We start from the raw sequence: 22064 nt of genomic DNA on the forward strand, positions 1-22064 counted from the left end.
ACTGCCCCGGCTGTCCGCAGTGCCGCCCACAGATGGCGTTGACGCCCGATAGCGCCGCCGCGTTTTCGGCCACCGGACTCGTCACGGTCACCCCCACCACCACGCCCGGTGTGTTCGCACTGACCACGACCCGAAAAATAGGGGCCATCACCGTCGGCGCCCTCACAGTGAGGGTCGAACCCAAAACACCGATCAGCCGGGTGATCTGGATGATGGGCTACGTCCGCGACCCGGCCTGGTGGTCCCAACACACCGCGCTCGCCGACACAGACACCGACCTGGTCTCCGCGCTAGCCGAAGCGTTCGCCGTCGCCGCCGAGCACGCCACCGCCCGCGGACTAATCTCCGGATACCGCGAAGTCGAAGACTCGGGCCCAGTCCTGCGCGGGCGACTCCGCGCGGGCGATCAGATCACACGACGATTCGGACTCGCACTGCCCATAGAGATCCGCTACGACGAATACGACGAAGACGTCGGAGAGAACCAGCTGCTCCTCGCAGCCACCCTCACCCTGCTCAATTCCGCAGTGGTGCCGCCGCGACTGCAGACGAGGTTGGCCAGACTTCGCCGCACCCTCGCCGACGTCACACCTCCGACACCCGGCGCCGAACCGTCCCCGGCCAGAACCAGATTGAACGATCGCTACCACTGGGCGATGCAGCTGGCGGAGCTGATCACCGCGCACCGCTCCGTCGAACACCGCATCGGGAACGTCGTCGTTCGAGGATTCGTCCTCGACATGTGGAAAGTGTTCGAGGACTTCTTGATGACCACCGCCGCTGCCGCGATCGCCCGCCACGGCGGCACCGGAATGCGCCCCGGATCCTGCCCGACGCGGTATCTCGATCACGGCCGCATCGTCACGATCGAACCTGATCTGACCTGGTACGACTCTGATGACCAGCCGGTGACGGTGATCGACGCCAAGTACAAGACGGTCGCCGCCGGCAAGGCTGGCCCGAACGCCGATATGTACCAACTAACCGCGTACTGCACCGCTCTCGGGCTGCGTGAAGGGCATCTGATCTACGCGAAAGGTGATGCCGAGGTACGTGCCGTTGACATCATCGGGGCGGACATCACCATCTACCGTCATGCTCTCGACCTCGCACTGCCGCCAGTTGATTTGCTGACCTCGATCGATGAGCTCATCGACGGGATTGTCGGGCGGCTCGACACTGTCACCAACTAACACCAACTAATGAGTCGGTCGAGCCTTCGATGTATGCCTACTCCGTGCACCTTTCTCAATTGACGACGCGGTCGCACACCTTCGGGCTGCGCAGGGTCGATCCGAACGACCAAGTACTTGCTTCAACTGGTTGGTGAACTATCAACTCGGAGTGAGGAATTCCGGCTCCTGCAGGTCCGATGCAACGTTCGTGCCGCATGAGGTCCTCTCCAGCTGAGGCTGCCGCCGCCGGTGAAGGAACTACTACGGTGCGGCCAGCTTGAGGATTTCGTCGAACTGCCGTCACCGGTGCCCGAGTACATCGTCAGCGAGACGTCGGGAATCTTGTCGGCGACGCTGCGGAAAGCATGCAATCATTGGTCCTCACCGAACGGGACTGTCCCTAGATCGGCGTTTCGGCCCGACAAGCTGAGTGAATGCTCGACGAGGAGGCGCCAAGATGACGACACTGGAAGATGTGACGAAGAAGAGGGCCGAGCCCTCCCCTGAAGCCGCTGCCGCGGCGTAGTTGGTGCGCCTGGCCAAGGCGCAGGGCCTGTCAATGACCCGTGCGCCCGTAGTCCGCGGTGGGACCAGATCTGCACCCATATCGACTCCAGTAGTGAGCAACTCCCGACGGCTTGCGCCCAAGGCAATTTTCGCATGCTGTCACAACGCGCTAGGCCCAACTGAGGCGAACTCTCTCACCACAGAGCAGATACTTCGGCATGGTGCTGCTGGAGGAGCTCTACGTCTATCGAGTTCAATCCCACTTTTGCACCTTCAAGCTTCATATAATCCGTGTACTGGGTAAGGGTAGGGGCGACTGCGACCGTCATAGTTACCGGATTGATTGCAATCAGGCCGGCGTCGAACAGCTGGTGGATATCGGACCTCAGCAGCATTCCCTCACCGACACTGTGTGTCTCGTGCTCAGCGAACGGGCGTAGGTGTGCTGCTTGGAGAGCCTCTGCGGGGCAGGGACCGGTGACCGCGCAGTGCAATCCATACTTCTGCAACAGAGCCTTCCGAAATTCATTCTGACCGTTGCGGGCTTTCGTTCGACTGTCGCGCCTGCCACCAGGTATTTTGACATCGAGTTCACCGGCCGGCGCGGGCGGAACGGACACACCCAGATCGCCAAGGAGCTTCTCTAACTCCTTGATGTCACACGGCCGGATCGAGTGTTGCGAAGCGCCGCTTAGATGAGGTTCGAGATCTGCATACGAGATTGCACCATCCAGCGCCCGCCAGCCTATTCCGTAACTCGCGACATACTTCTTGACAGGTTCGTATCGCTCGACAGGCTCGATTGCACGGGCGCTGCATCGCCGATTGCCGCAGGCATAGCCGTTGGTTCGTTTTCGTAACTCCGCGCTGGCATTTCCACAGACGGGGCAGCGACGGCGGAGCTTCTCGCCCGGTGCGTGTTCAATTGTGTCAATCCTGGATACGCCGAATACAGTTTTCGACTCCCGAACGATGACTAGGTCGCCGACCGACGCTTGCTTGTAGTACGCCACGTCGTTGTCGTACAGATACCGGACCCCCAGTACGTCGGCGTAGCCATCGTTCCCGTGCCAGCTCCGCTCGCCCTCGACTGCTGAGGTCAATACCCACGCCCGCGCTTCGCCCATCCCTGCGCCTCTAGTCTTTCTGGATCGATCTCAATCTGCGACGACTGTACGGGTGAAGTCTGACATCGACGGCATGCCCCGGCGGTTTCGGGAACGAAACGCCCTGGAATTCAGAGGAGACGCCCACGCTCTTTTGGGAGTCCCTCCGGGGGAGCGGATTCGGGCGACGAGAACAACAAACAATGATCGCTGCCTCAGCCGAACTCGCCGGCGTTGGGCTGGGGTTCAGTTCTTGGTTGGTTCGGGAACGGCCCAACTGCAACTTTCGCGATGGCGGCGCAGTGCGTCACGATCGGGGTGATGGTTCGGGTCTGCAGGCAGTTTCAACGGCATACCGTTATGGCTGCCGTATTCGGTTTCCAGTAGTGCTGGCGCTACTCGGACATGGAGATTTTCGTCGACGGTGATGCGTTGAAAGTCGAACAGGGTGTGGAGGTCGGAGCGAAGGAGCAATCCGTTGTTGACGTGGTTGGTGTGGTCGCCGTGATAGCGGTCGATGTGTGCGGCTTCCAGGACGGTGAGCACTGTGGATCCGGTGATGGCGCAGCTGCCGTTGTAGGCGTCGATCAAGGAGTCTCGGAATTGCGCTTGTCCTCGTCGCTGCGCGACGTCGCGTTGTGCGAATGTGCGGAGGTCGTCGCCGGGCTGGTAGGTGCGTGGACCACCGGGCAGCGGTTGATCGGGTTCGAGGAGTTGCTTGAACAGAGCGCGTAGGTACGTTTGCCCGGCGGGGTCTTTCACTTCGATGCGTCCGTTGCTCGCCGGGACGGTGATGCCCGTTGCGGCGGCCAGTTCTTTCCATCGGGGGGTCTGCAGCGGCGTTGAGCTTTGTGTTTGCAGTGTGAATCGCCACCGGTAGTTGCCGGTGGCGACGTCGTGCCAGTGTGCAGGCGGATGGGTGGCGTTTAGTTTGAAGGTTGCGGATGTGGCGCGGGCCCATCCGATGAGGCCGGTTTCGGACATCCAGAAGAAGATGTCATCGCCTGGTTCGATTTTGGTTCGTGGTCTGGTGTCCCAAAATCCGTCTTGTTGTGCGAAGTCCCAGTGGTCCGGGTAGTCCTTCGATATGACCAGTACCCATGCAGTCAACGCTCATGCGCCTATCCCGTTTCGCATCGGGTGGAGGCGTGTCCTGCAGCGGAAGCCTGTCGGGCCGTGCTCGTATGTGTCGTGTGATTATTCAGTTGTGTAGTGGTTCAGTAGTTTTCGTTTACCAAGTTGTGCAGGGCGTTCCTCGTCTCTTCGTCGGTGGAGTAGATGACTGTGCCGATCATTCCGCGGGTGAGCAGCACCTTGTAGACGTTGCGGACCAGCTTGTCGAACCGCATATCGCTGATTTTCGTGGAGTTACGGAGGTCGGGGTCCTGGTTCGCCGTGCGGACAGTTGTGAACTTGCCGTCGCGCCACACGAGGTCAGGGCCGATGATGACGCCGTTCCAGTCGAATTCGAATCCCTGGGCTGTGTAGATGCATCCGACCTGTTCGAATCCACCGTTCTCGGTTGCCCACAACGGTGCTGGGGGAGCATCACCTATTCGCCTGTCGCTTTTGCTATTCCACGGTTTGGACCAGTTTTCGATGTGGATGTCAGGGACGAGTGCACCGTCCTTGCGCGGGTTACTCCACGGCCAGCAGTATCCGGCTGTCATGCGCGCAGAGTATCCCTGCTCTCGTTGTAGGGAGAGGAGGTTCTCGAGTTCTTGTGGCGTGTCAGCGATTCGGACAGTGAAGCGTGAATCGCCAGTCCACTGGCAGGGTTTCTCGTCGCCGAGATGCAGGAGGCGTTTGACCCACTGCACGTACTCTTCACTGCCGCCGCAGCGAAACTGTTCTCCCAGATGGACGTGCTGCGTCTCAAGTCCCAAAGTCTTGGCATAGCGCCGAATCTGTTCGAGGGAGCCCATCTCGCCTGGCCGAACCACTTGATGTTCGTCGAGCAGGAATACGGGAACCCTTGCGGCGGAAATCAGTTCATCGATCTGAGGGCGGTTGGTTCTCAGTTCGGCTTTGGTGTAGCGGTCGACGGACGTTTCGCGGATCCGATGCGCCTCGTCGAGGATGAGAACGTCGAGGCCGTTGCGTTCAGCTGTCATGAATTGGTTGAAATACTTGAACATCTTCTGCACGCGGGGAGCGCGGGCGCCGGCCACCTTGCGCAGGGTCTGGGTGAACGACCGTGAGCCGGTGGCATGGAGGACAGTGCTGCCGCGGCGGGCGAGCTCGCCGACGAGGGACAGGGCGATGGCACTCTTACCGCTGCCAGGACCGCCGGTGACGACGATGATTCGCTTGGTGTCGAGGCCACGGGCATGTTCGACGGCATGAAGTACCAAGTCCACTGCCAATTGTTGCTCGCCGAGGAGGTAGAACTGCGATCGCTCGCGTAGTTCAGCAGCGGCAACGGCGAGGAGCTGCTGTGACGGCGAGGTCGGGGAATGCAGAAGTGCATCGCCCGCATCGGTTCCGCTGTTCGGGTTCAGACGTGTTCGGAGGAAGGAGAGCATGTCGTCGCGATCTGCGGCGGTGAACAGGCGGGCGGTGTGCCCAGTCGATGATGAACGCAGCTCGGTGACGGCTCCGGGGTCGGTCACGTTGTGCAGGTACGCGATGCCGGCCACCGGGTCCGGCTGATCAGCGAGAACAGTCGCGAAATCGCTAAGGTAATCGCAGTACCCCTGCACTTGAGTTCGAGGGTGCAATCTGGGGCGACCGGGAAGCTCGGGAGTCTCCACGAGATCAGTGCTGTCCTCGTAGGGATGCGCCGCCGACCACCCTTTGAGCTCGAACACGACATACGATGGTGCTCCGGTATCAGGATGTGTCCCTGCGAGTACGACGTCAGCACGCTGCGACGTCAACGGGAGTTGATACTCGACAAGCATGTCGACCCCACCGAGACCGGCATCGGCCAGATCGCGTGCGAACCCAGGGAGGCCAGCACACCAAGACTTCAGTTCCGTTTCGCTCACACCGTGACCGGTACGACAACGCACCGCGTCCTGCAGTTGCTCAGCCAACAACTCAGGGTGAGGCATGCCGACAACCTTGTCGGCGGTCGTACGAAACAACGTCACGGTCAGGTCCCCAAGGCAGCACGAATCCAGTCGTGCGGGTGGGGGCATGTCCGTAGCTGCGAATCACAGCGGAAGTCCGTCGGGCCGCATCGAACAATCTAGTCGAACGCCCTGGCCGTTCTTCAGTCACCGGGGCCACCCGCGGGGTACACACCTCGTGTAGGACCTACGCCACTGCGGCCGCCTGAACTGGATCGCTCCCAGTTCGTCTCTGCCCGAGTGCAACGATCATGGAAGATAAGCCGGTGTGCGATGTCTGCGGCCGGCTTAGCGTGCCGTGTTTCCGTTCCGAAACGAGCACAATGGCTCCTCGGAAGCTACGAATGACGTGCGCTTCCGCGTCGCGGCCGGCGAACCGACCACCGCGTCCACCACAACAATGGCGGCGCTGAGAACCGACCGAAGTACAGTGGCACGTCGTGAACCCTCTCGACGATTTGATCTCAGCGCAGCGTGACTTTGCGATCGCTCGGGACTGGGAACAGTTTCACTCACCAAAGAATCTGGCGATGGCGTTGGGTGGGGAAGTCGGGGAACTCTGTCTCGAAATCGACCCACTCTTCGACACCAGCACCGGCGTTATCGAGCTCACGAGTGCCACCCACACACGGTTGCGGAACGAAGTGGGCGACGTCGCGCTCTATCTGCTGCGACTCTACGATGTCCTGTCTCTCGATCCGGCCGAAGCATTCAGCCTCGCTCTGTCCCGCACCGAGACTTCGGAACCACATCCGATTTCCGGAACTCCAGCTTCCCTTGCTCAAGCGGTGTGCAGACTGAATGGATCAACAGGCCTCATTCTCGAAGTCTTCCAATGGGAAGAATCGACACACACAGCGTTGCCGTCGCGAATGACCGAGGTGAAGTTGGCGCACCGGTTAAGTGCCGTTGCAACATCATTGATAGTCCTTGCCAAGGTCATCGGTGTCGACGTTCTTGACGCAGCCGGCACCAAACTCGCAGCGAACGAGCAGCGGTACCCTGTCGACCTCAGTCGAGGGTCGAGCCGTAAGTACACGGAATTGCAGATCGGCTCGAGCGAAGACATCAAGCCTCATACCCTGCCGTAGTACGTAATACAAAAGTCCGGTCTCGTGATCGTCGTTTCGAGCGTTGATCCGACGTCGTTCTGCAATCCAAGTAGGAGGGCATGGTCCTCGAAATGACTTACTGCACGCCTCGCACATATGTCCTCCTACGCGGTGCACTTCGTGGGAGGTCTCTGTCTCGCCAAGGCAGTTGAGTTGGGCTTCTTTCCGCGGCAAGAGCGTCGTCAGATGTCGTGGTAGGTGATCGTTGGTGGTTGGTTCGCTCATAGTAAGCCGCGAGGACCAACCGCCATCGTCGATTGTCAGGCGCTGATGACTTGTCTCGCCGGGTACCTTAAATATGAACTCGGGGAGGATAATTCGAATGCCTTCGTAGACACTGGCTTCTGTGCGCAGTAATGGAGCTGCTTGCGTCGGTAGTCCGTTGCCGAAAGCCCTTTCGGTGGGCGCCACCTACAAGTCGACTCGATAGACGAAGCTCTCTGCGTGCTCGAGAACTTCGCTGGCTGGATACACCGCGAGCGTCGGATTCGTCAGAGCTCGAGTCACCACTGCGAGCTCCCAGTTCTCGTCCTCATGGGCAGAACGGACCTCATTTCTGGTCAGCAGAATAGACGGGGTCGGCCTTGAAACACCCTTGACCTCCACTCGGCGGATGCCTCCGGAAGCGTGAATGCAGGTAAGGTCCCGGCCGAGGTTGCGTGCGCCGACATCTTCGACGTCATCGGTGCAGCACTTACGAGCTCGGATCGACGAACTCACCACCGCCAACGAACATCTTCGCCAAGAGAACTCGGCTGTCTCCACTGAACGCGACCAGTACAAACAGCAGACCAGTGTCGCCGAAGGCGATCTCATTGCGGTGCGAGCCAGCCTTCGTCGAATGATCCGCGACCACACTGACCAGATGGATGCTCAGTGAACAGTCGCCAGAACGGGTGAAACCGAGTTCACAGGACCGTCCCACCAGGGTCTCTCGACACAAACAGCGATTCCAGCGGTGAGTCCAGCCATGTCTCTGATCTCAACTCACTGCGAATACTTTGCCTATTTCGGTACCGTTGGACTCCACGCACAAACCGAATCACGCCATCGAATAGAGCAGTTCAGAGGACGATGATATAGGTTCGAGAAATTCGTCCTCAACTACAACACGGAGGGAGCCAGACGATGGCAGTGGCATACGCGCCCATCACAGGCTCCGTTCTGGAGTGGGCGATCCGCGATGCTGGGGTGTCTGCCGGTGAGCTAGCCGACCGAGTGGAAGCCACCGAGGCGCAGCTACGGGGGTGGATGTACGAAGATTCACAGCCTTCGACAAAACAACTCAAGAACCTAGCCAAAGCACTGTCGCGCCCTGAATCATTCTTCTTCCTGGAAGGTCCACCAAAAAAGCAACCCACTCCAGCGGAATTTCGACACTTCGCGGGGTCGAACGGTCGGCCGGGCCCTCAAACTCTTGAGGGAATCAAACTCGCCCGACGCGTCCAAAAAACCCACGCTTGGATTCGACAAAGAGGTAACGAGGATCCTATTTCACTTCCCGAGATTAACGCTTCTCAGGACGTAGAAATCGCTGCCGGAATCATTCAAGTATGGCTTGATTGGTCTACAAGTGCCCAAACTGGAGGCACAGAAGCTGCGACTGCAAAAGAATTTCGCAACGCGCTTCAAGCCAAAGGAATTCTAGCGCTTAACCTCACTCTAGATGAGAATGCCACTAGGGGATTTAGTCTTCATCACTCCTACGCGCCCCTAGTTGCTGCAAATACGCGCGACCCTCATCCAGCACGTCTTTTTTCCTACGCGCATGAACTAGTTCATCTATGCCTAGGTGAAGATGCCGTGTGCGGAACAAACGGATCGCAAAAAGGGATCGAGAGGTTTTGCAACCGTGTCGCTGCGGCACTTTTGATGCCGAAACGTGCCTTTGTCGAGTACAAAAACTTGAAATTCGGATCCGTAATAGTATCCGAAATCAAGCAAGTAACTACGATCAAGAATCATTTTCGGGTAAGCATGAGGGCGGCATCTATACGGCTTGAAGGACTCGGATTAGCCAGTAGAAGCCTATATAGTCTAGTGGATAACACAGCTACCGTAGATAAGAAAAGTTCAGGCGGGCGCTACACGCCGGGGCAGGAACGTACTAGGCCAGTCATCAGGGTCGACCAGTACGGTCACGAGTTCATTAACAACCTATTCGGAGCCGAAAAAAAGGGGTTACTTCGGCGCCGACAGATTTCCGAACTTCTTAGCGTTTCCGAAAAAGAACTAAATCACGTGCAGCAACTTTCGTCCGCAGGCGTTGACGCGTGACAACTTTCATAATTGCAGATGCAAGCGCACTCCAAATGATGCCAACTCTCACGACGGCAGAGAAAGAATTTAGTCTGTTGGAGGAAATGACCATTAAGGTAGAGACGTCCGCCTTATGCTTTCCGCGCGAAGTAGCCGTTGATCTGGGAGTTACTGCCAGGGGTGAACAAGTAGCCGGATGGGCTGCAGGTTTGGGAAGAGCCGCACTAACACCATTTCGAGCCGATATAAAGTACATGCGCCCACTGATGGCGCATGTCAAATCATGCGGATTCGAAGACGGTTTTGATACCATTTCCGGCAATGAGCCCAGTATCGCAAATGTGGGACGCTTGGCATGTCAGTATGCCGCTGAGGATCGAAATTTTGCGATTGCTTCGGAAGATCTCGGCGAGGGACCCTTATCCCCGACGATGGAGCAGCTATGCGATGCTGCGTCTTGGACCCTCATCAGCGCTCGTGATGCATTTTATCGACTCGGACTTGAAGACTACCTCTCATAAGGTTTTAATCTCCCGGCCAACATCCGTCAGATAGTGTGAAAATACTGACCGGCTGCCCCGGACGGACAGCAAGTTTAGCATTGACTCGCAAAACAGAAGAAGCGCACGGGACGGCTCACATACAAAATCTGTTCCCGAAATATCTACAATTGGATACTGGTTGCCGTCATGCAAAATATCGGAAGCGGCTGGATCTCCATCCTCGGGGGGTTCCATGTATGAACCAGAAATCCTGTCCTTACCTTCTCGATTATGTAGAGGCGTCACGCCTACGATGTAGTCTTTCGATTCATCCGGGGACCCTGGCGCGAATTCCAATTTAGATGCGAACATGCCGAGTTGCAAAATGCATGCGAAATCCAATCGATCTTCTACACTTCCAGATTGCAAATGTTTAGCGATTGTTGCGGCCGTCTGAGATGCCTGATATCCGACAAATGCGAAGGATGGATGCGCACCACGAGAATTAAGCCTGAGGATACTCTTCCTTTTTGCTACCGCATCTTCGATCTCGCCCTTATCGGCTGTGGTCTTCACTTCTATACACAAGCGAACATTTTCAACCGGGAATAGAACCTGATTTGTCTGAGCCATTATAGCGGGCTCTTCGGAGGCGTCATACACGACGATATCCATCTGTTTCGAGTAATTGCCATGGGAATCGATGAGTAGTCCCGATCCTACTCCATACTTTGGAGGTATTAGCCGCTCCAATACACGAGCGAGAGAAAGCTCATTCTCCCGGCCCTTTTCTCCCTGATGATCGATCAGCCGATTGAACGTTTCTACCTCCGCTTGAAGCCTGCGAAGCACGCCGGACCAGTACTCTTCTAAGATTTCCATTGGTAAACCATGACATACCCTCCGTATGACATCGCAATAGGCATTGATGATGCTTCCAGCCAACCTCAGCTCAGCTTGGCTGTGCGAATTGCACGGATGGACATATTAGTTGACGCCAGGATCATCCTGGGCCCACAATGCAGCCCGAACCAGCCACCCGTCCGGACAATGTGCCTTACGCGCCTGAGCATTGACTACTTGAAGGATTCGGCGATCGTCCCTGATCGCCCCACCCATCATGTCAACCAGAACATCGGAACATGGAGATAACAATGGACTACACCACATGCGCGGCGTTCAATTGCGGTCGCCCTGACGTGGTGTTCATGGTCCACGACCCCGGCGGTGGACTCGCGCCATCAGGGTGGTCCGGTCGCTACGTCAACTCGTACGACGACGGAATTGACGCCGTCCACTCCCGATTGGGACTGTGAGTGACTGAAGGCTGGCCAAGCTGAATTTGGCACCACGGCCCACTTCGGCCGGGCGGCACTGCGCGGTCGGTGACGCTGGCTACATCGACCTGGTCGCTATACTTGGTTGAGTTCGTTAGTTCAGGGGATCAGTGGAACTGTACCGGTGGTGTGATCTGGTTTGGGCGCTGATGGTCCTTGCTCTCGTGCGTCTGCTCAGTGTCTGGCCCGGAAGGGTGGAGAAGCTGGTTGGCAATCGGCCGAGGAAGGCGTCGCTTATGCGGTATTTAATTCGAACCCCTGTCGTCTATACACGTTCATTGGTGGAAACGACCTGGGCGTGCGGGGCAAGTCTTTTGGTTGTCTACTGCACCACCTGAGCTAACGAACACGGCTGTCCAACCGCCCCCTCCCGAGGTTGTGCCAGAAACGGGAGGGGCGCGTCGTTCGCCGCAGGTCATTAGCACCCCGTGTGCTCATGACCGCAGCTGTCCGTATGAATTAAGAGGCGCCCGACTACACGACGTCCTTACCGACAACGTCTGTGTACTTAACATTTCTACTGAGAAACGCTGCGCGGGTGCCCTCAAGCACATCGATCGCTGACTGGCCGATATTTAGTTCAGCCAGTGATCCAGCTCGGTAGCCGAAGCTGCCTTCGAATGCGGCCACAATAATCTGGTCTGCATCACCGACGACAGCAAAATTCGGGTTGTGAGTGACGGCAATGACTTGCCGCCGCCGTACGGCTTCTTGAAGGGCAGGAACGAGCACGTTTCGAACGGTCTGGTTGTCGAGGTTTTCCTCCGGCTGGTCAAGCAAGAGTGGACGTTCCGACTTATCGACCAACAAATAGAACAACAGCAAAACCAAGCCTCGCTGGCCAGGTGATAGCTCTGACAATTCCTTGCCAGATGCACGAATGACGTACTGGCTGTTAAGCCAGTCAAGGCTATAGATCGTAGACAGAAGATCCGCTGCCGAATGTCCGCTTCGCATGATGATGTCAAGAGAACGCGTGTCGCCGTCGATCTTTCCACCTTCCCGTCCCAGCTGATCCACCATCGTGTCCAGGGCAGCAAGCAAACTCTCAGCGTCGTCAAGATCTACGCCGCGCATGATCTGTTCGTCGCGGTCTTGTCGACTCATGTCATGGAATTGACCAAGCCTTTGACGGTTGACCATGCTGGACCAACTGTCAGCGAATTCTCGGACTCGGAACTCGACATCGAAGGCTAACTGCACGCTCTTTGCTAGATCATTGGATTCCACGAAGTGCGTTGCTGGCTCGTATGCAGCACGCTGCAGATCCTTGATGGAGGACAGTGCCTTATGTACTTCATGGGATGAGCTGCGCAAGCCCAACTCCTCGGCCGCGATAGCGGCCGGGATCTCGCGGAGCTCTAGTAGCAGTGCTTCGATTCCCCGAAGGCTCTCTCGCTCCGCAGGTGTACCTCGAAGGCCCTCAGCCTGCGCCCGAAGATCAGACTGGTGTGTCATCATCGCCAGTGTCTCCTCATTTAGAGATAGGAGCAATTCTTGCTGTTCTTTGAGATGGCGGGAGGCAACAACGAGTTGGTTATCGAGTCCACCGGATTCGGTTCGCGACTGTTCAATGCCGGCTTGCTCGCGAAGCGATTCACTAATCCAAGCATCGACGGCAGGTTCCTCGAAGCTGTATTTCAACAATGAGTCAGGGGCGAGACCGACCTTTTGGGCTAGATCTTCTGCAACTGCTTGAGCATCGTTGATCAGCGCGCGTAAACGTTTTCGAAGAGAATTCGCCTCATCAATTTTGCTGGTTATTGCTTCTTGACGTTGCCTCATGCTATCTATGGCATCTGTAGCTACCTGTGAGCTGTCCTGTGCGCTATGGAGTTCTGCTGCCTGAGTCTGCGATTCCGCCGTACCGCCGGAATCGATCTCCACCCTGATTGATTGCAGCTTCGACTCTATTTCGGTCAGACGTTCCGTTAGGGACTTTTCGCGAGCCGGAAGATCCAGTGCTTCGAGTTCTGCTCGGCGCCGATTCAGCGCCGAGAGCGCCTCTGCTGCTGCTACGATTTTGGCGCGTTCTTTTTGTAATGTAGTTTGCTGTTCCACACCTTGGCTCTGCAGTAGCTGCTTGAGGTTCGTTACCGCACCGCGAGTTTCGTCGTCAATGTGCCTGAAGACGACTCTCTCGATCTCGGCTTCAAACTCTTGCCTGGTCTGGCTGTTTGGATCTGCTGACCACACTTTCTCGATAAGTGACTGAGGCAAGTAGTCGACGCGGATCGGAGAGCCGTGAGAAAAGGGATCGTTCAGGCCGACGACGTTGTTCGAGGAGTCTACCCACTTGACCTCTACTTCATACTGGCTCGCGGTACTTGCCATTGCTCGGAATCGTTGGCCATTGAGGAACGAGAAATCCTCCTGTCGGTCACTGTTTGCTGCGAGAGCAATGCTGTCCAGTAGGGCCGATTTCCCCTGGCCCTTGTTGCCGATCACCACTACGAAACCCGGATTCAGTGGAGTGGTCGACGAGAACAATGGATTGGATGGCCCACTATCGATAGGGCGGAGGGTCACATCAGTGATCACTGATCGCGGGGACTGCGCGAGGCGAGTTAAGACGACGGGACGTTCAGTGACTGTGATTCGCTGGTCATACTCCTGAAGCGCCTGTCGGAGACCCTTAAACGTCGGGTCAGCGTTCACCCAGATAAAGCACTGGCCCAACCGATTGGGTGAGTCAGAGTCCGACCATGTATGGGCATCGCTGCAATCCAACAGGGTGTGCCGCACCTTAGCAGCCTTGAGGGAGGCTAACGACTTATCGAACGACTCTCTCGTCTTCGCAGCAGTAAAGACCGCGTGGACGCTGTTGACGAGGGTTTTCTTGTGTGCAATTGAAGCTGCGTTCCATTTGATGTTCTCCCATTCGATCTTGCCGAGCGCAAGGATCACATGTTCACGGAGATATGTGTTGCCCTGAACCCCCTGGACCACACCGTCAAAAGAAACGTTGAGGTTGTTGAACCCGATTTCCAAGTCGGTCTTGTTTGCGAATTCCGCCCTCTTCTCTTCAGGGGTCGATTCGACGATTCTTCGTCCCAAACGTTCCATGGACGCTCTTGTAGGAACTTCATTCCACTCGGCAAGGGCATCGTCAGGAGTGAGTCGGTATTGCGCGCGGAGTATCGATTTAATTTGCCCCTCAAGGTCGTCGACCGGCTGGGACGGGTCGAGGATCAAATGAAGGTTCAGTCGCTTCAGTGCACCTTCACTGCCGCTGAACGTGTCACACCGGACCTCGACGACAGGGAAAATCTCGTCAATATTGGAAAGTCGACCCTCCTGCTTCGCTGCCCGTACTTTGCGGTATCCGTCAAGGAACCAGTAGTCGTTTATCCCAAGAACGCGAATGTCCGACGGGAGAGCCTCCAACTCATCGATGAATCTAGGCCATCGGTCGTCGGCCTGATCCTATAATGCTGCACAATCGAATCGGGACTATGGACGTGGAGGTCCCACATCCTCCACTCGGACCCACGCGGATAGGTTTTCAAGTTAAATTCCTCCCTGGCGAATGCGGACTTATGAGACCTTAGATGTTCAGGTCAACTAGGAGGTGAATCGACTACCCTGTTCATCCATTTGGACTGCCCGCCGCATGCGGATCTAATTCCTCGCAATGTCAGGCAAGATAGGGCGACACTTGAGTCAGAATCGGCCAAGGCGCATGTGTCTGAAAAAGACGAGAGCTTTCCTCCTCGCGAAAATTATGAGGAAATTGGCGACGCTGTCCGATGTCCGCCGATACGCACGTATTCGTTGGAGGGACGGGACTTGCCCATCGACTCCTCGACGAACGCAATGAAACTCCGATCCGCTTGGCGGAGCGAGTCGTATCGGTGATGTCCAATGTCGGGCGCTAACTGCGGTATCGGCGGGGTGGTCGTGATTATCAGAACTGTTTCTCTGTTCGAGGCCGTGTCCTGATGCATCAACTATGCCTGCCACTTCACATGGCGGTCCCAGTGCGGAATGTCGGTATCCAATGCAAACAGCAGTTGGCCTACAGTTGTACCCTTCTCGTATGGATCAGGTCGTTAAGGCGCTCGCCGAACAGCGCCGCGCGGAGCAGCGACTACAGGCGACACGCGATGCCCTTCATGAGGCCATCAGAGCTGCGCTCGGAAGTGGTGAGAAGCAAGTGGATCTTGTCCGGCGGACGGGGTACTCGCGCGAGTATATCCGGCGGATCGCACGCGAAATACCGCTTCTCGGGGACGACAGCTGAACGTGTTATGCCGAAACACCGGTAAGCGCCGAACGGCACTTACCGGCAGACGACGTCCACAAAACTTGATCAAACCGAGCTAATGAACGAGGGGCAGTAGATGGCAATCAGTAGTGACAGTGCAGGGTTGGTGGCGCTGCGCGCAGTGTGTGAGCCGCGCGATGATGTCGTCAGTGGGGGACTTGCCGACAATCACTTTGCTGCTCAGCTCGACAAGGTTGTCCGTGACGCAGATCACTACCCGGTATATGGGGACCCAGACGCGTTTTTTGCGCAGACTTACGCGACCAGTGGTTTGCGCACTCTCCTTACGAAGACGTTCGGTCGGGTATCGGGATCGAAAGGTGTAGCCGGAGAGAATGGTGTCCTGCGTCCCACCACTTCGTTCGGTGGTGGAAAGACTCATGGACTGACTGCCGTCTATCACCTTGCGAAGGGTGCACGTCCTGTCAATCTTGGTGATTTTGTTGATATTTCACTGTTGCCTGACCTGCCTGTGAAGATCGCAGCACTGGTCGGTGACGCGTTGGATCCGGTCGCCGGAGTCGACACCAACGGGCACCGTACCTTCACGCTCTGGGGTGAGATGGCGGCCCAGATCGGTGATGATGCCTTCACCGCGATGGCGGCCAGCGACCAGGAGCGAACTGCGCCTGGGACCGCAACGATCAAGGCTGCATTTGGGGGTGAGCCGACGATTGTCATCATCGACGAGATCGCCAAGTACATCCGGCAGGTCACCTCGTCCGGAAATGAGGACGTCCGGCGCATGGCCAAGGCCATCGCCGTGTTCCTCGGCAACCTGTTCGAGGTCGCATCCGACCCGACGAACAGAGTCTCCGTCATCATCACATTGGCTGCCTCGACCAACGCATTCGGCAAAGAAACCACGGAGATGACGGATCTTCTCGATGACGCCGCTTCCGCCGCGAGCGGTGCCGTCGCTGAGACGGCGGACGTCCTTGCCCGCGCGGTCCAGCCGTCTGCCGTCATCAAACCCGCCGACGACACCGAAATCGGCGAGATCCTCAAGACCCGCCTGTTCAAAACCGTCGACCAGAAAGCAGCCCGCGCCGCTGGCGACGCATACCGGGAGTTCTACGAAGTCCTCGGAAAGACGGAAATTCTTGCCGGCGGACCAGAACAGCCGGTCACCTACGGCGACCAGGTCGCCAAGTCGTACCCGTTCCACCCCGAACTTGTCCGGGTCCTCGACCAGCGACTCGGCGACATCCCACAGTTCCAACGAGCTCGCGGTGCGCTTAAGCTCCTCGCGGAGGTGGTAGCCGGGATCTATCGCGACGGCGACGACACTGCGATCATCAATGTCGGCGACATCGACTACGCCGATGCACCCGTACTCAACCACCTCACCGACGGGCTCGGACGCGGGGAGTTCTCCTCCGTAGCGATCGGCGACTTCGCCGGCCGAAACTCCCACGCGGTATCGGTCGATGCCGACATCTTCCCCGGCAAACCGCGGTACGCGACCCGAGTCGCACGAACGGTATTTACACACTCGTTGGAGATGAAATCGAACGCAGGCGCCGGCCGTAACGACTGGCTGGTCGGCACTCTCCGCCCCGGCGAGGATGCCACAATCTTCGAGAAGGCACTGACCGAGTCGGAAAAGGTGTTCTGGCACCTCGCGTACGACGGAGCACGGTGGCGTTTCAACGTCGAACCAAACGTCAATGCGATTATCGAGGCAGAGAAACGCAATGTCGCGAACACTCGCGTCGCAGCCATCGTCGATGACCTGATCCACCGCGCGTTCTCCAACGATGGTGGAGTCAACCCGATCCACTTCCCATCCGGTGCCGTCGACATTCCTGACCACGCCAGCCTGCGCGTTGCGGTGCTCGACTACCGCGTCCTGACGGTGAGTGTCAAAGATTCAGACACAGCACCCAGTTTGTTGGTCGAGATGCTCGACAAAACTGGAACCGTTGGTTCACCCCGCAAATACCGCAATGGTGTTGTCTTCGCGGTCCCCGCCGAAGATCAGATTGACGCACTCAAGGATCGGGCTCGTGCGTTGATCGCTGCGGATATCCTTGCTGCGGATACCACCAGGCTGAGCCAGTTCAGCGCCGAGGTGCGGAAGAAGATCGAGGCCTATCAGAAGCAGGCGTCGCTCGAAGCGCGGATCGCGGTGAACCGCTGCTACAAGCACATTTACTTCCCGACCAGTGATAAGTCGAACGGCCATTTGCGGCATAGGGAGCTTCCTCCGCAGGTTCAGGGGGATACGAAGAATGCGACGTCCGCGGTGATCGCGCTCCTCGAGGATGAGGGCAAGATCCGGCGGGAATCGTTCACAGCTTCGTTCCTGCGGTCGAAGACTTGGCCGAAAGTCGAGTCCGTCACCACTGCTGCGATCGTGGACTACTTCTGGATGGACCATGCTTCGCCGATTGTTCGAAACCCTGTGCTCTTGCGTGAGGCCATCACCAACGGCATAAAGAATGAGAACTGGGTTTACTACGACGGGTCTTCAGGCAAGGCGTATACCGCGCACGCAATGGCAGGTATGAGCATCGGATTCAGTAGTGATGCCGAGATCATGACAGCGGCCGAGGCGCAGAATCGGGGACTGCTCGTCCGCAAGCCAACACAAACTGATTTGCGTGCAGTCCTCCCCGAAACCGCAACGACCGGCGCCGCGCTCCGTGCTCTGCTGGACGTCGAGTGCGGCGGCGAGCCGTCCAAGGCTGAGGTTCTTGAACTGCTTGCCACCGCGGTGCAGGCCAGTGACTACAAGTCGTTCGTCGTTCTCGACACCGACCCGGAACCAGGGGTACGCGCACTGACCCCGAGCGCACTGAAGGAAAAGGGACTCGACACGCTGCGCATCATCCAGCGCGCGGATGCCGACGCCGCAGGTGTTGAGGTGCCGACCCGGACAGTCAATAGCAAGACGTTCACCGCGTCTGGTCCCGGCGGCACCGCATTTCAGAAGATTGTCGACCAGGTCTCAGACTTCACGATTCGCACAGTCTCTCGGTTGACTCTCAAAGCCACCGCAGACGAGGCGAAGGGCACTGGGGACATCGACCTGGCGGTCGCAGCACTGGGCATGTTGCCTAAGTTCTCCATCACTGTAACGAGCACTCTGGTTGCCGAGTACAAGAATCTCACCGGTGGACTTCGATTCGGTGGCACAGCGGAGCGAGCTGACTTCCAGAGCGCGTACGGCAACGTCAAGAAGGCATTATCCGGCGCGGCCAAGATCGCCGGTGACATAACCCTCGAAGTCGTCTTCGAACCGCCTGTCGATGTTGATACCGCCGACATCAGCCAGATCCACGCCGTAATCAAGAACCTTCAGATCAAGCAGACCACTATGACTGCCGAGGTGACCCGATGAGCACCCGAACCAATACCGCCACACGAATTCGCCCCCTCGCAGCAGTTGGTGCCACGCGTGCCTTCCGGATTACCGTCGTTCCAGGTAAGAACGACTTCTACGGCCTCGTCCTCGAGGAAACCTACGGTGAGGCCGGCAATGCACTTTCAGCTCACGTCGTTACCGCCACCCCCGTGCAGACCGGCCGGATCACTGACGCTGTCTTCGCCGCCGCCCGCAGCTCCGGGCACTCGCCTAGCGTCCTCGCATTCACGCGCAAGACCCCGATCCGAATCCACGAAGTGGACGGTGTGCGACTCGCACTGATCCTCCTCACTACTCAGCCCCTCGCAAAACATGCACGAGTGCGCGCGATCGTCGCTGGCATCAACGCGATGAGCGTCGAGGAAACCTACTACTGGTATTCCAAGTGCATCGGCACCGAAGCCTCTCGCGCACGCAAGGCACTTCGCACACTCCTCGCAGACGACTGAACTGAAAGCCGGACATGACCAACACCAAGCCCCGAGTCCTCATTGAAGACTGGCTCCCCGTCGCAGAACTCGGCATTGAGTCTCGTCGTGAACGGGCAGCGTCCTCGGCCCTGCCGCCCTTGTCCTATCTACATATCTGGTGGGCGAGACGTCCCCTAGTTGCGTCGGCAGCTGTTGTTTTAGGTGGTCTTATGCCTTCCTGGTCGGATGATTTGGCCGCAGCTTTTCCTGAATCGGATCAGGTTCAGTCCGAGCTGCAATACCGTCAGTGGCTCCTTTACCTGGTAGGTATTCGAGGAGATGTACTTGCTGCGCATGCAGAGAAGGAGGCAGCCGCTCTTGCGGGTACTCGACTGAAGCACAATCCTTTTACCTACAAGCAGGCGTACCGTTACGCGCCAGAAGAGTCTGATCGCGCACTCCTTCATGCTGTTCTCATCTGGACCTGGGGCGAATTGCCAGCCGTCGCAGACCCAACCGCCGGTGGTGGAAGTATTCCCTTCACTTCTGCTCGTCTTGGTCTTCCGACATTGGCGAACGATCTCAATGGTGTCGCGGCATCAGTCCTGCACGCGAGCGTTGCGTTGCCTGCGATACACGGAGACGAGCTCAATGCGCCGCTGAAAAAGTGGGGCGATATTCTTGTTGGGCGAGTCACGCGCGAGCTGGAGGAGTTTTTCCCTGCAAAGCCGGGTGAGAAGGTCACTCGATATATCTGGGCGAACGCGGTTAGCTGTCCTCGCACTGGCCGGCTTATTCCTCTGATGCGTGACAAGTGGCTGCGAAAGGGCAAGGGGCAAGAAGTCGCTGTTCGCATGACCACCGAACGAGATGGAACCCTTCTCGGTGAGCCTGTATTCGAGGTGGTCAGTGGAATTGAGATAGACAAGACAGATGCGGCATCCGGCACAATAACTCGAGGTACTGGTATCAGCCCCTACGATAACCTCGTAGTAGACAGTGAGTACATCAAGACGGAAGCGCAAGCTGGCCGTATGAGTCAGGTTCTGTATGCAGTAGTGGTTTCGAAACCCAACGGGGATACAGACTTCCGAGCGCCGACAGAAGAAGACCTTGAGGCTTTGCAGGCTGCAAATGCTCGACTGTCCGAGGTGCGAACGGTATGGGAAGCGCAGGGAATCCTGCCGACCGAGGATTTCCCGCATGGTAATGATATGCGGCCAGTGATGTACGGAATGCCTAGGTGGTCAGACTTCTTTACATCGCGTCAACTTCTCGTCCATGGAACATTCGGCGCGGAATTTCGGAACATGATTCCCGAGGTTCACGAAGATCTCGGTGTGGAGCGGGGTGATGCCGTCCTGTTCGAGTTGGCCGCAATGCAAGGAAAGGCGCTTAACTGGAATTCTCGGCTATCGTCATGGAACGTCAACTACCAGCGGATGCGTAGCGTCTTCGACAGTCACAACTTCGCCATGAAATGGTCCTTCGCGGAGATGGAAGGTGCGCACGACATTTATGGGTGGGCTCTCAGTCAGGCACTAAAATCTTATCGGGACCTATCTGCGATGTTCGAGCCTGAGGGTTCGTCGACTTTGATCGCGGACGCTGTATCGAACAGGTCCGTTGTTCAGGTGACCCAAGGGAATGCTGCAAGCGTGCCATGGGCTGACGGGTCCATCGCACATGTCTGTATGGATCCGCCCTATTACGACAACGTCATGTACGCAGAGTTGGCCGACTATTTCTATGTCTGGGAGAAGGGGACCCTTGGGGCACTGATTCCGGAGTTCTTCCGCGATTCACTCACAGACAAGGAGAATGAAGCTGTCGCAAACCCGTCCCGATTCGAGACTATGGGACGTAGGAAGAAGGAATTGGCGGACTTGGACTACGAGACCAAGATGACCGCTATTTTCGCTGAAGCCCACAGAGTGCTTCGTGTCGATGGCGTCCTATCAGTGATGTTCACGCACAAGCGTGCTGAGGCGTGGAACACGCTCGGTATGAGTTTGTTGCAGGCTGGCTTCACTATCGAAACCTCATGGCCAGTCAATACTGAATTCGAGAATTCGTTGCACCAGGCGAACATGAACTCCGCGGCGTCGACGATCATGCTGGTTTGTCGCAAACGCGATGTCCCAGGGGGTTCGACAAAAGTCTATCTCGATGACATCGAGCAGGATATCCGCGACGCCGCTAGGGCTGCCGCGCGTCGATTCCAGTATGACGGTATCGATGGTGTGGATTTGCTGCTTTCCACTTATGGGCCAACTCTGTCTGTGATCTCGCAGAGCTGGCCAGTGTATTCGTCCGTCCCGGATTCAGATGGTAAAGACCAGCTATTGCGCCCAGAAGATGCTCTCAACCTGGCCCGCGAAGAGGTTGTCCAGCTCCGTCGCTCCCGACTGGTAGGGAAGGTCGCGCACATCGACGATATGACAGACTTCGTGCTCCTTTCGTGGGATATCTTCGGGGCCCGGGAATTTCCGTATGACACCGCTCGGCTGTTGGCGCTCGCTGTTGGTGGTGTCGATGTAGAACACCTGGAGCGGGCCAAGGTTGTAACAAAGAAGGCTGGCAGCGTTACATTGCTCGCGCCGAGCGAACGACTGCGCCGCGATGCGGACAGTGAACTTCCCGGGGTACGGCCAGAAGCTGCGAGCTTCGAATTCACGATCGACGCCGTCGACACCGCCCTCTACATAGCCGAAATCGACGGAATGCCAGCCGCCAAACGGTTCCTCGACAGACACGGATTTACAGCCGATTCGGCCTTCATCTCTACCGTGCAGGGGCTCGTCAACGCGATCCCACGCACACGAGCGAAGGGAGCTTGGATCATTCCGGAAGCAGGTCTGTTGGATACCTTGTGCACGCTGTACTTCCCGACTATCACGCTGCCGGAGACAGAGGACCTGGCCGCACCAGCGGTGCAAGGTTCACTGTTTGGGGACGACTGACC

15 protein-coding genes and 1 pseudogene are annotated in these 22064 nt (G+C 57.4%); 10 read left to right on the forward strand and 6 right to left on the reverse strand.

Annotated features, from left to right (window positions below; translation table 11 throughout):
• The first annotated feature begins 38 nt into the window (after positions 1-38).
• Positions 39-1193 (forward strand): McrC family protein, encoded by a 1155-nt coding sequence (locus FFI94_RS32975; protein WP_185993502.1) that lies wholly within the window; start codon positions 39-41, stop codon positions 1191-1193.
• Positions 1194-1876: 683 nt separating this feature from the next.
• Here the strand turns inward: FFI94_RS32975 and FFI94_RS32980 are convergent.
• From FFI94_RS32980 to FFI94_RS32990, 3 genes are all read right to left on the reverse strand, one after another.
• A complete protein-coding gene (locus FFI94_RS32980; protein WP_138874054.1) occupies positions 1877-2809 on the reverse strand; it encodes an HNH endonuclease in 933 nt (310 codons plus the stop codon).
• 225 nt (positions 2810-3034) lie between these two features.
• Entirely contained in the window at positions 3035-3898 is an 864-nt protein-coding gene (locus FFI94_RS32985; protein WP_138874055.1) for an HNH endonuclease, read from the reverse strand.
• Between the two features lie 107 nt (positions 3899-4005).
• A complete protein-coding gene (locus tag FFI94_RS32990; RefSeq protein WP_138874056.1) occupies positions 4006-5883 on the reverse strand; it encodes a DUF2075 domain-containing protein in 1878 nt (625 codons plus the stop codon).
• Positions 5884-6302: 419 nt separating this feature from the next.
• Between FFI94_RS32990 and FFI94_RS33970 the strand changes: the two genes are divergently transcribed.
• Positions 6303-6953 carry a hypothetical protein gene (locus tag FFI94_RS33970; protein WP_185993503.1) on the forward strand — a complete coding sequence of 217 codons (651 nt, stop codon included), beginning with the start codon at positions 6303-6305 and terminating at the stop codon, positions 6951-6953.
• Between the two features lie 432 nt (positions 6954-7385).
• On the opposite strand, the gene FFI94_RS34900 is transcribed toward FFI94_RS33970, so the two are convergent.
• Positions 7386-7739: a protein NO VEIN domain-containing protein gene (locus FFI94_RS34900; RefSeq protein ID WP_397495604.1), complete on the reverse strand. Its 354-nt coding sequence runs from the start codon at positions 7737-7739 to the stop codon at positions 7386-7388.
• On the opposite strand from FFI94_RS34900, the gene FFI94_RS33975 reads away from it, so the two are divergent.
• From FFI94_RS33975 to FFI94_RS33010, 3 genes are all read left to right on the forward strand, one after another.
• On the forward strand, positions 7660-7854 hold the full coding sequence (locus FFI94_RS33975) for a hypothetical protein (protein WP_185993517.1): 195 nt from the start codon (positions 7660-7662) through the stop codon (positions 7852-7854). The genes FFI94_RS34900 and FFI94_RS33975 overlap by 80 nt on opposite strands.
• 248 nt (positions 7855-8102) lie before the next feature.
• On the forward strand, positions 8103-9251 hold the full coding sequence (locus FFI94_RS33005; protein WP_138874058.1) for an ImmA/IrrE family metallo-endopeptidase: 1149 nt from the start codon (positions 8103-8105) through the stop codon (positions 9249-9251).
• Complete coding sequence (locus FFI94_RS33010; RefSeq protein ID WP_138874059.1) at positions 9248-9754, forward strand: hypothetical protein; 507 nt, start codon at positions 9248-9250, stop codon at positions 9752-9754. The genes FFI94_RS33005 and FFI94_RS33010 overlap by 4 nt, the downstream gene beginning before the upstream one ends.
• Here the strand turns inward: FFI94_RS33010 and FFI94_RS33015 are convergent.
• The gene (locus FFI94_RS33015; protein ID WP_221937827.1) at positions 9749-10597 is read right to left on the reverse strand and encodes a DUF6602 domain-containing protein; all 849 of its coding nucleotides are present in this window, start codon (positions 10595-10597) and stop codon (positions 9749-9751) included. The two genes, FFI94_RS33010 and FFI94_RS33015, sit on opposite strands and share 6 nt — an antisense overlap.
• Positions 10598-10869: 272 nt before the next feature.
• Between FFI94_RS33015 and FFI94_RS33980 the strand changes: the two genes are divergently transcribed.
• Positions 10870-11031 carry a hypothetical protein gene (locus FFI94_RS33980; protein ID WP_185993505.1) on the forward strand — a complete coding sequence of 54 codons (162 nt, stop codon included), beginning with the start codon at positions 10870-10872 and terminating at the stop codon, positions 11029-11031.
• A 495-nt stretch (positions 11032-11526) separates the two neighbouring features.
• Here the strand turns inward: FFI94_RS33980 and FFI94_RS33020 are convergent.
• Positions 11527-14454: pseudogene (locus FFI94_RS33020) on the reverse strand (TrlF family AAA-like ATPase); the annotation flags it as partial.
• Positions 14455-15091: 637 nt separating this feature from the next.
• Here FFI94_RS33020 and FFI94_RS33025 point away from each other — a divergent pair.
• The 4 genes from FFI94_RS33025 (at position 15092) to FFI94_RS33040 (ending at position 22062) form a co-directional block, all read left to right on the forward strand.
• Positions 15092-15295, forward strand: a complete 204-nt coding sequence (locus FFI94_RS33025) for a hypothetical protein (RefSeq protein WP_138874061.1) — start codon at positions 15092-15094, stop codon at positions 15293-15295.
• Positions 15296-15395: 100 nt separating this feature from the next.
• Positions 15396-18665, forward strand: a complete 3270-nt coding sequence (locus FFI94_RS33030) for an ATP-binding protein (protein ID WP_138874062.1) — start codon at positions 15396-15398, stop codon at positions 18663-18665.
• Positions 18662-19138 carry a hypothetical protein gene (locus FFI94_RS33035; RefSeq protein WP_138874063.1) on the forward strand — a complete coding sequence of 159 codons (477 nt, stop codon included), beginning with the start codon at positions 18662-18664 and terminating at the stop codon, positions 19136-19138. The genes FFI94_RS33030 and FFI94_RS33035 overlap by 4 nt, the downstream gene beginning before the upstream one ends.
• A 14-nt stretch (positions 19139-19152) precedes the next feature.
• Positions 19153-22062: a DUF1156 domain-containing protein gene (locus FFI94_RS33040; protein ID WP_138874064.1), complete on the forward strand. Its 2910-nt coding sequence runs from the start codon at positions 19153-19155 to the stop codon at positions 22060-22062.
• Positions 22063-22064 lie beyond the last annotated feature (2 nt).

Source organism: Rhodococcus sp. KBS0724 (assembly GCF_005938745.2).
Taxonomy (GTDB): Bacteria; Actinomycetota; Actinomycetes; order Mycobacteriales; family Mycobacteriaceae; genus Rhodococcus_F.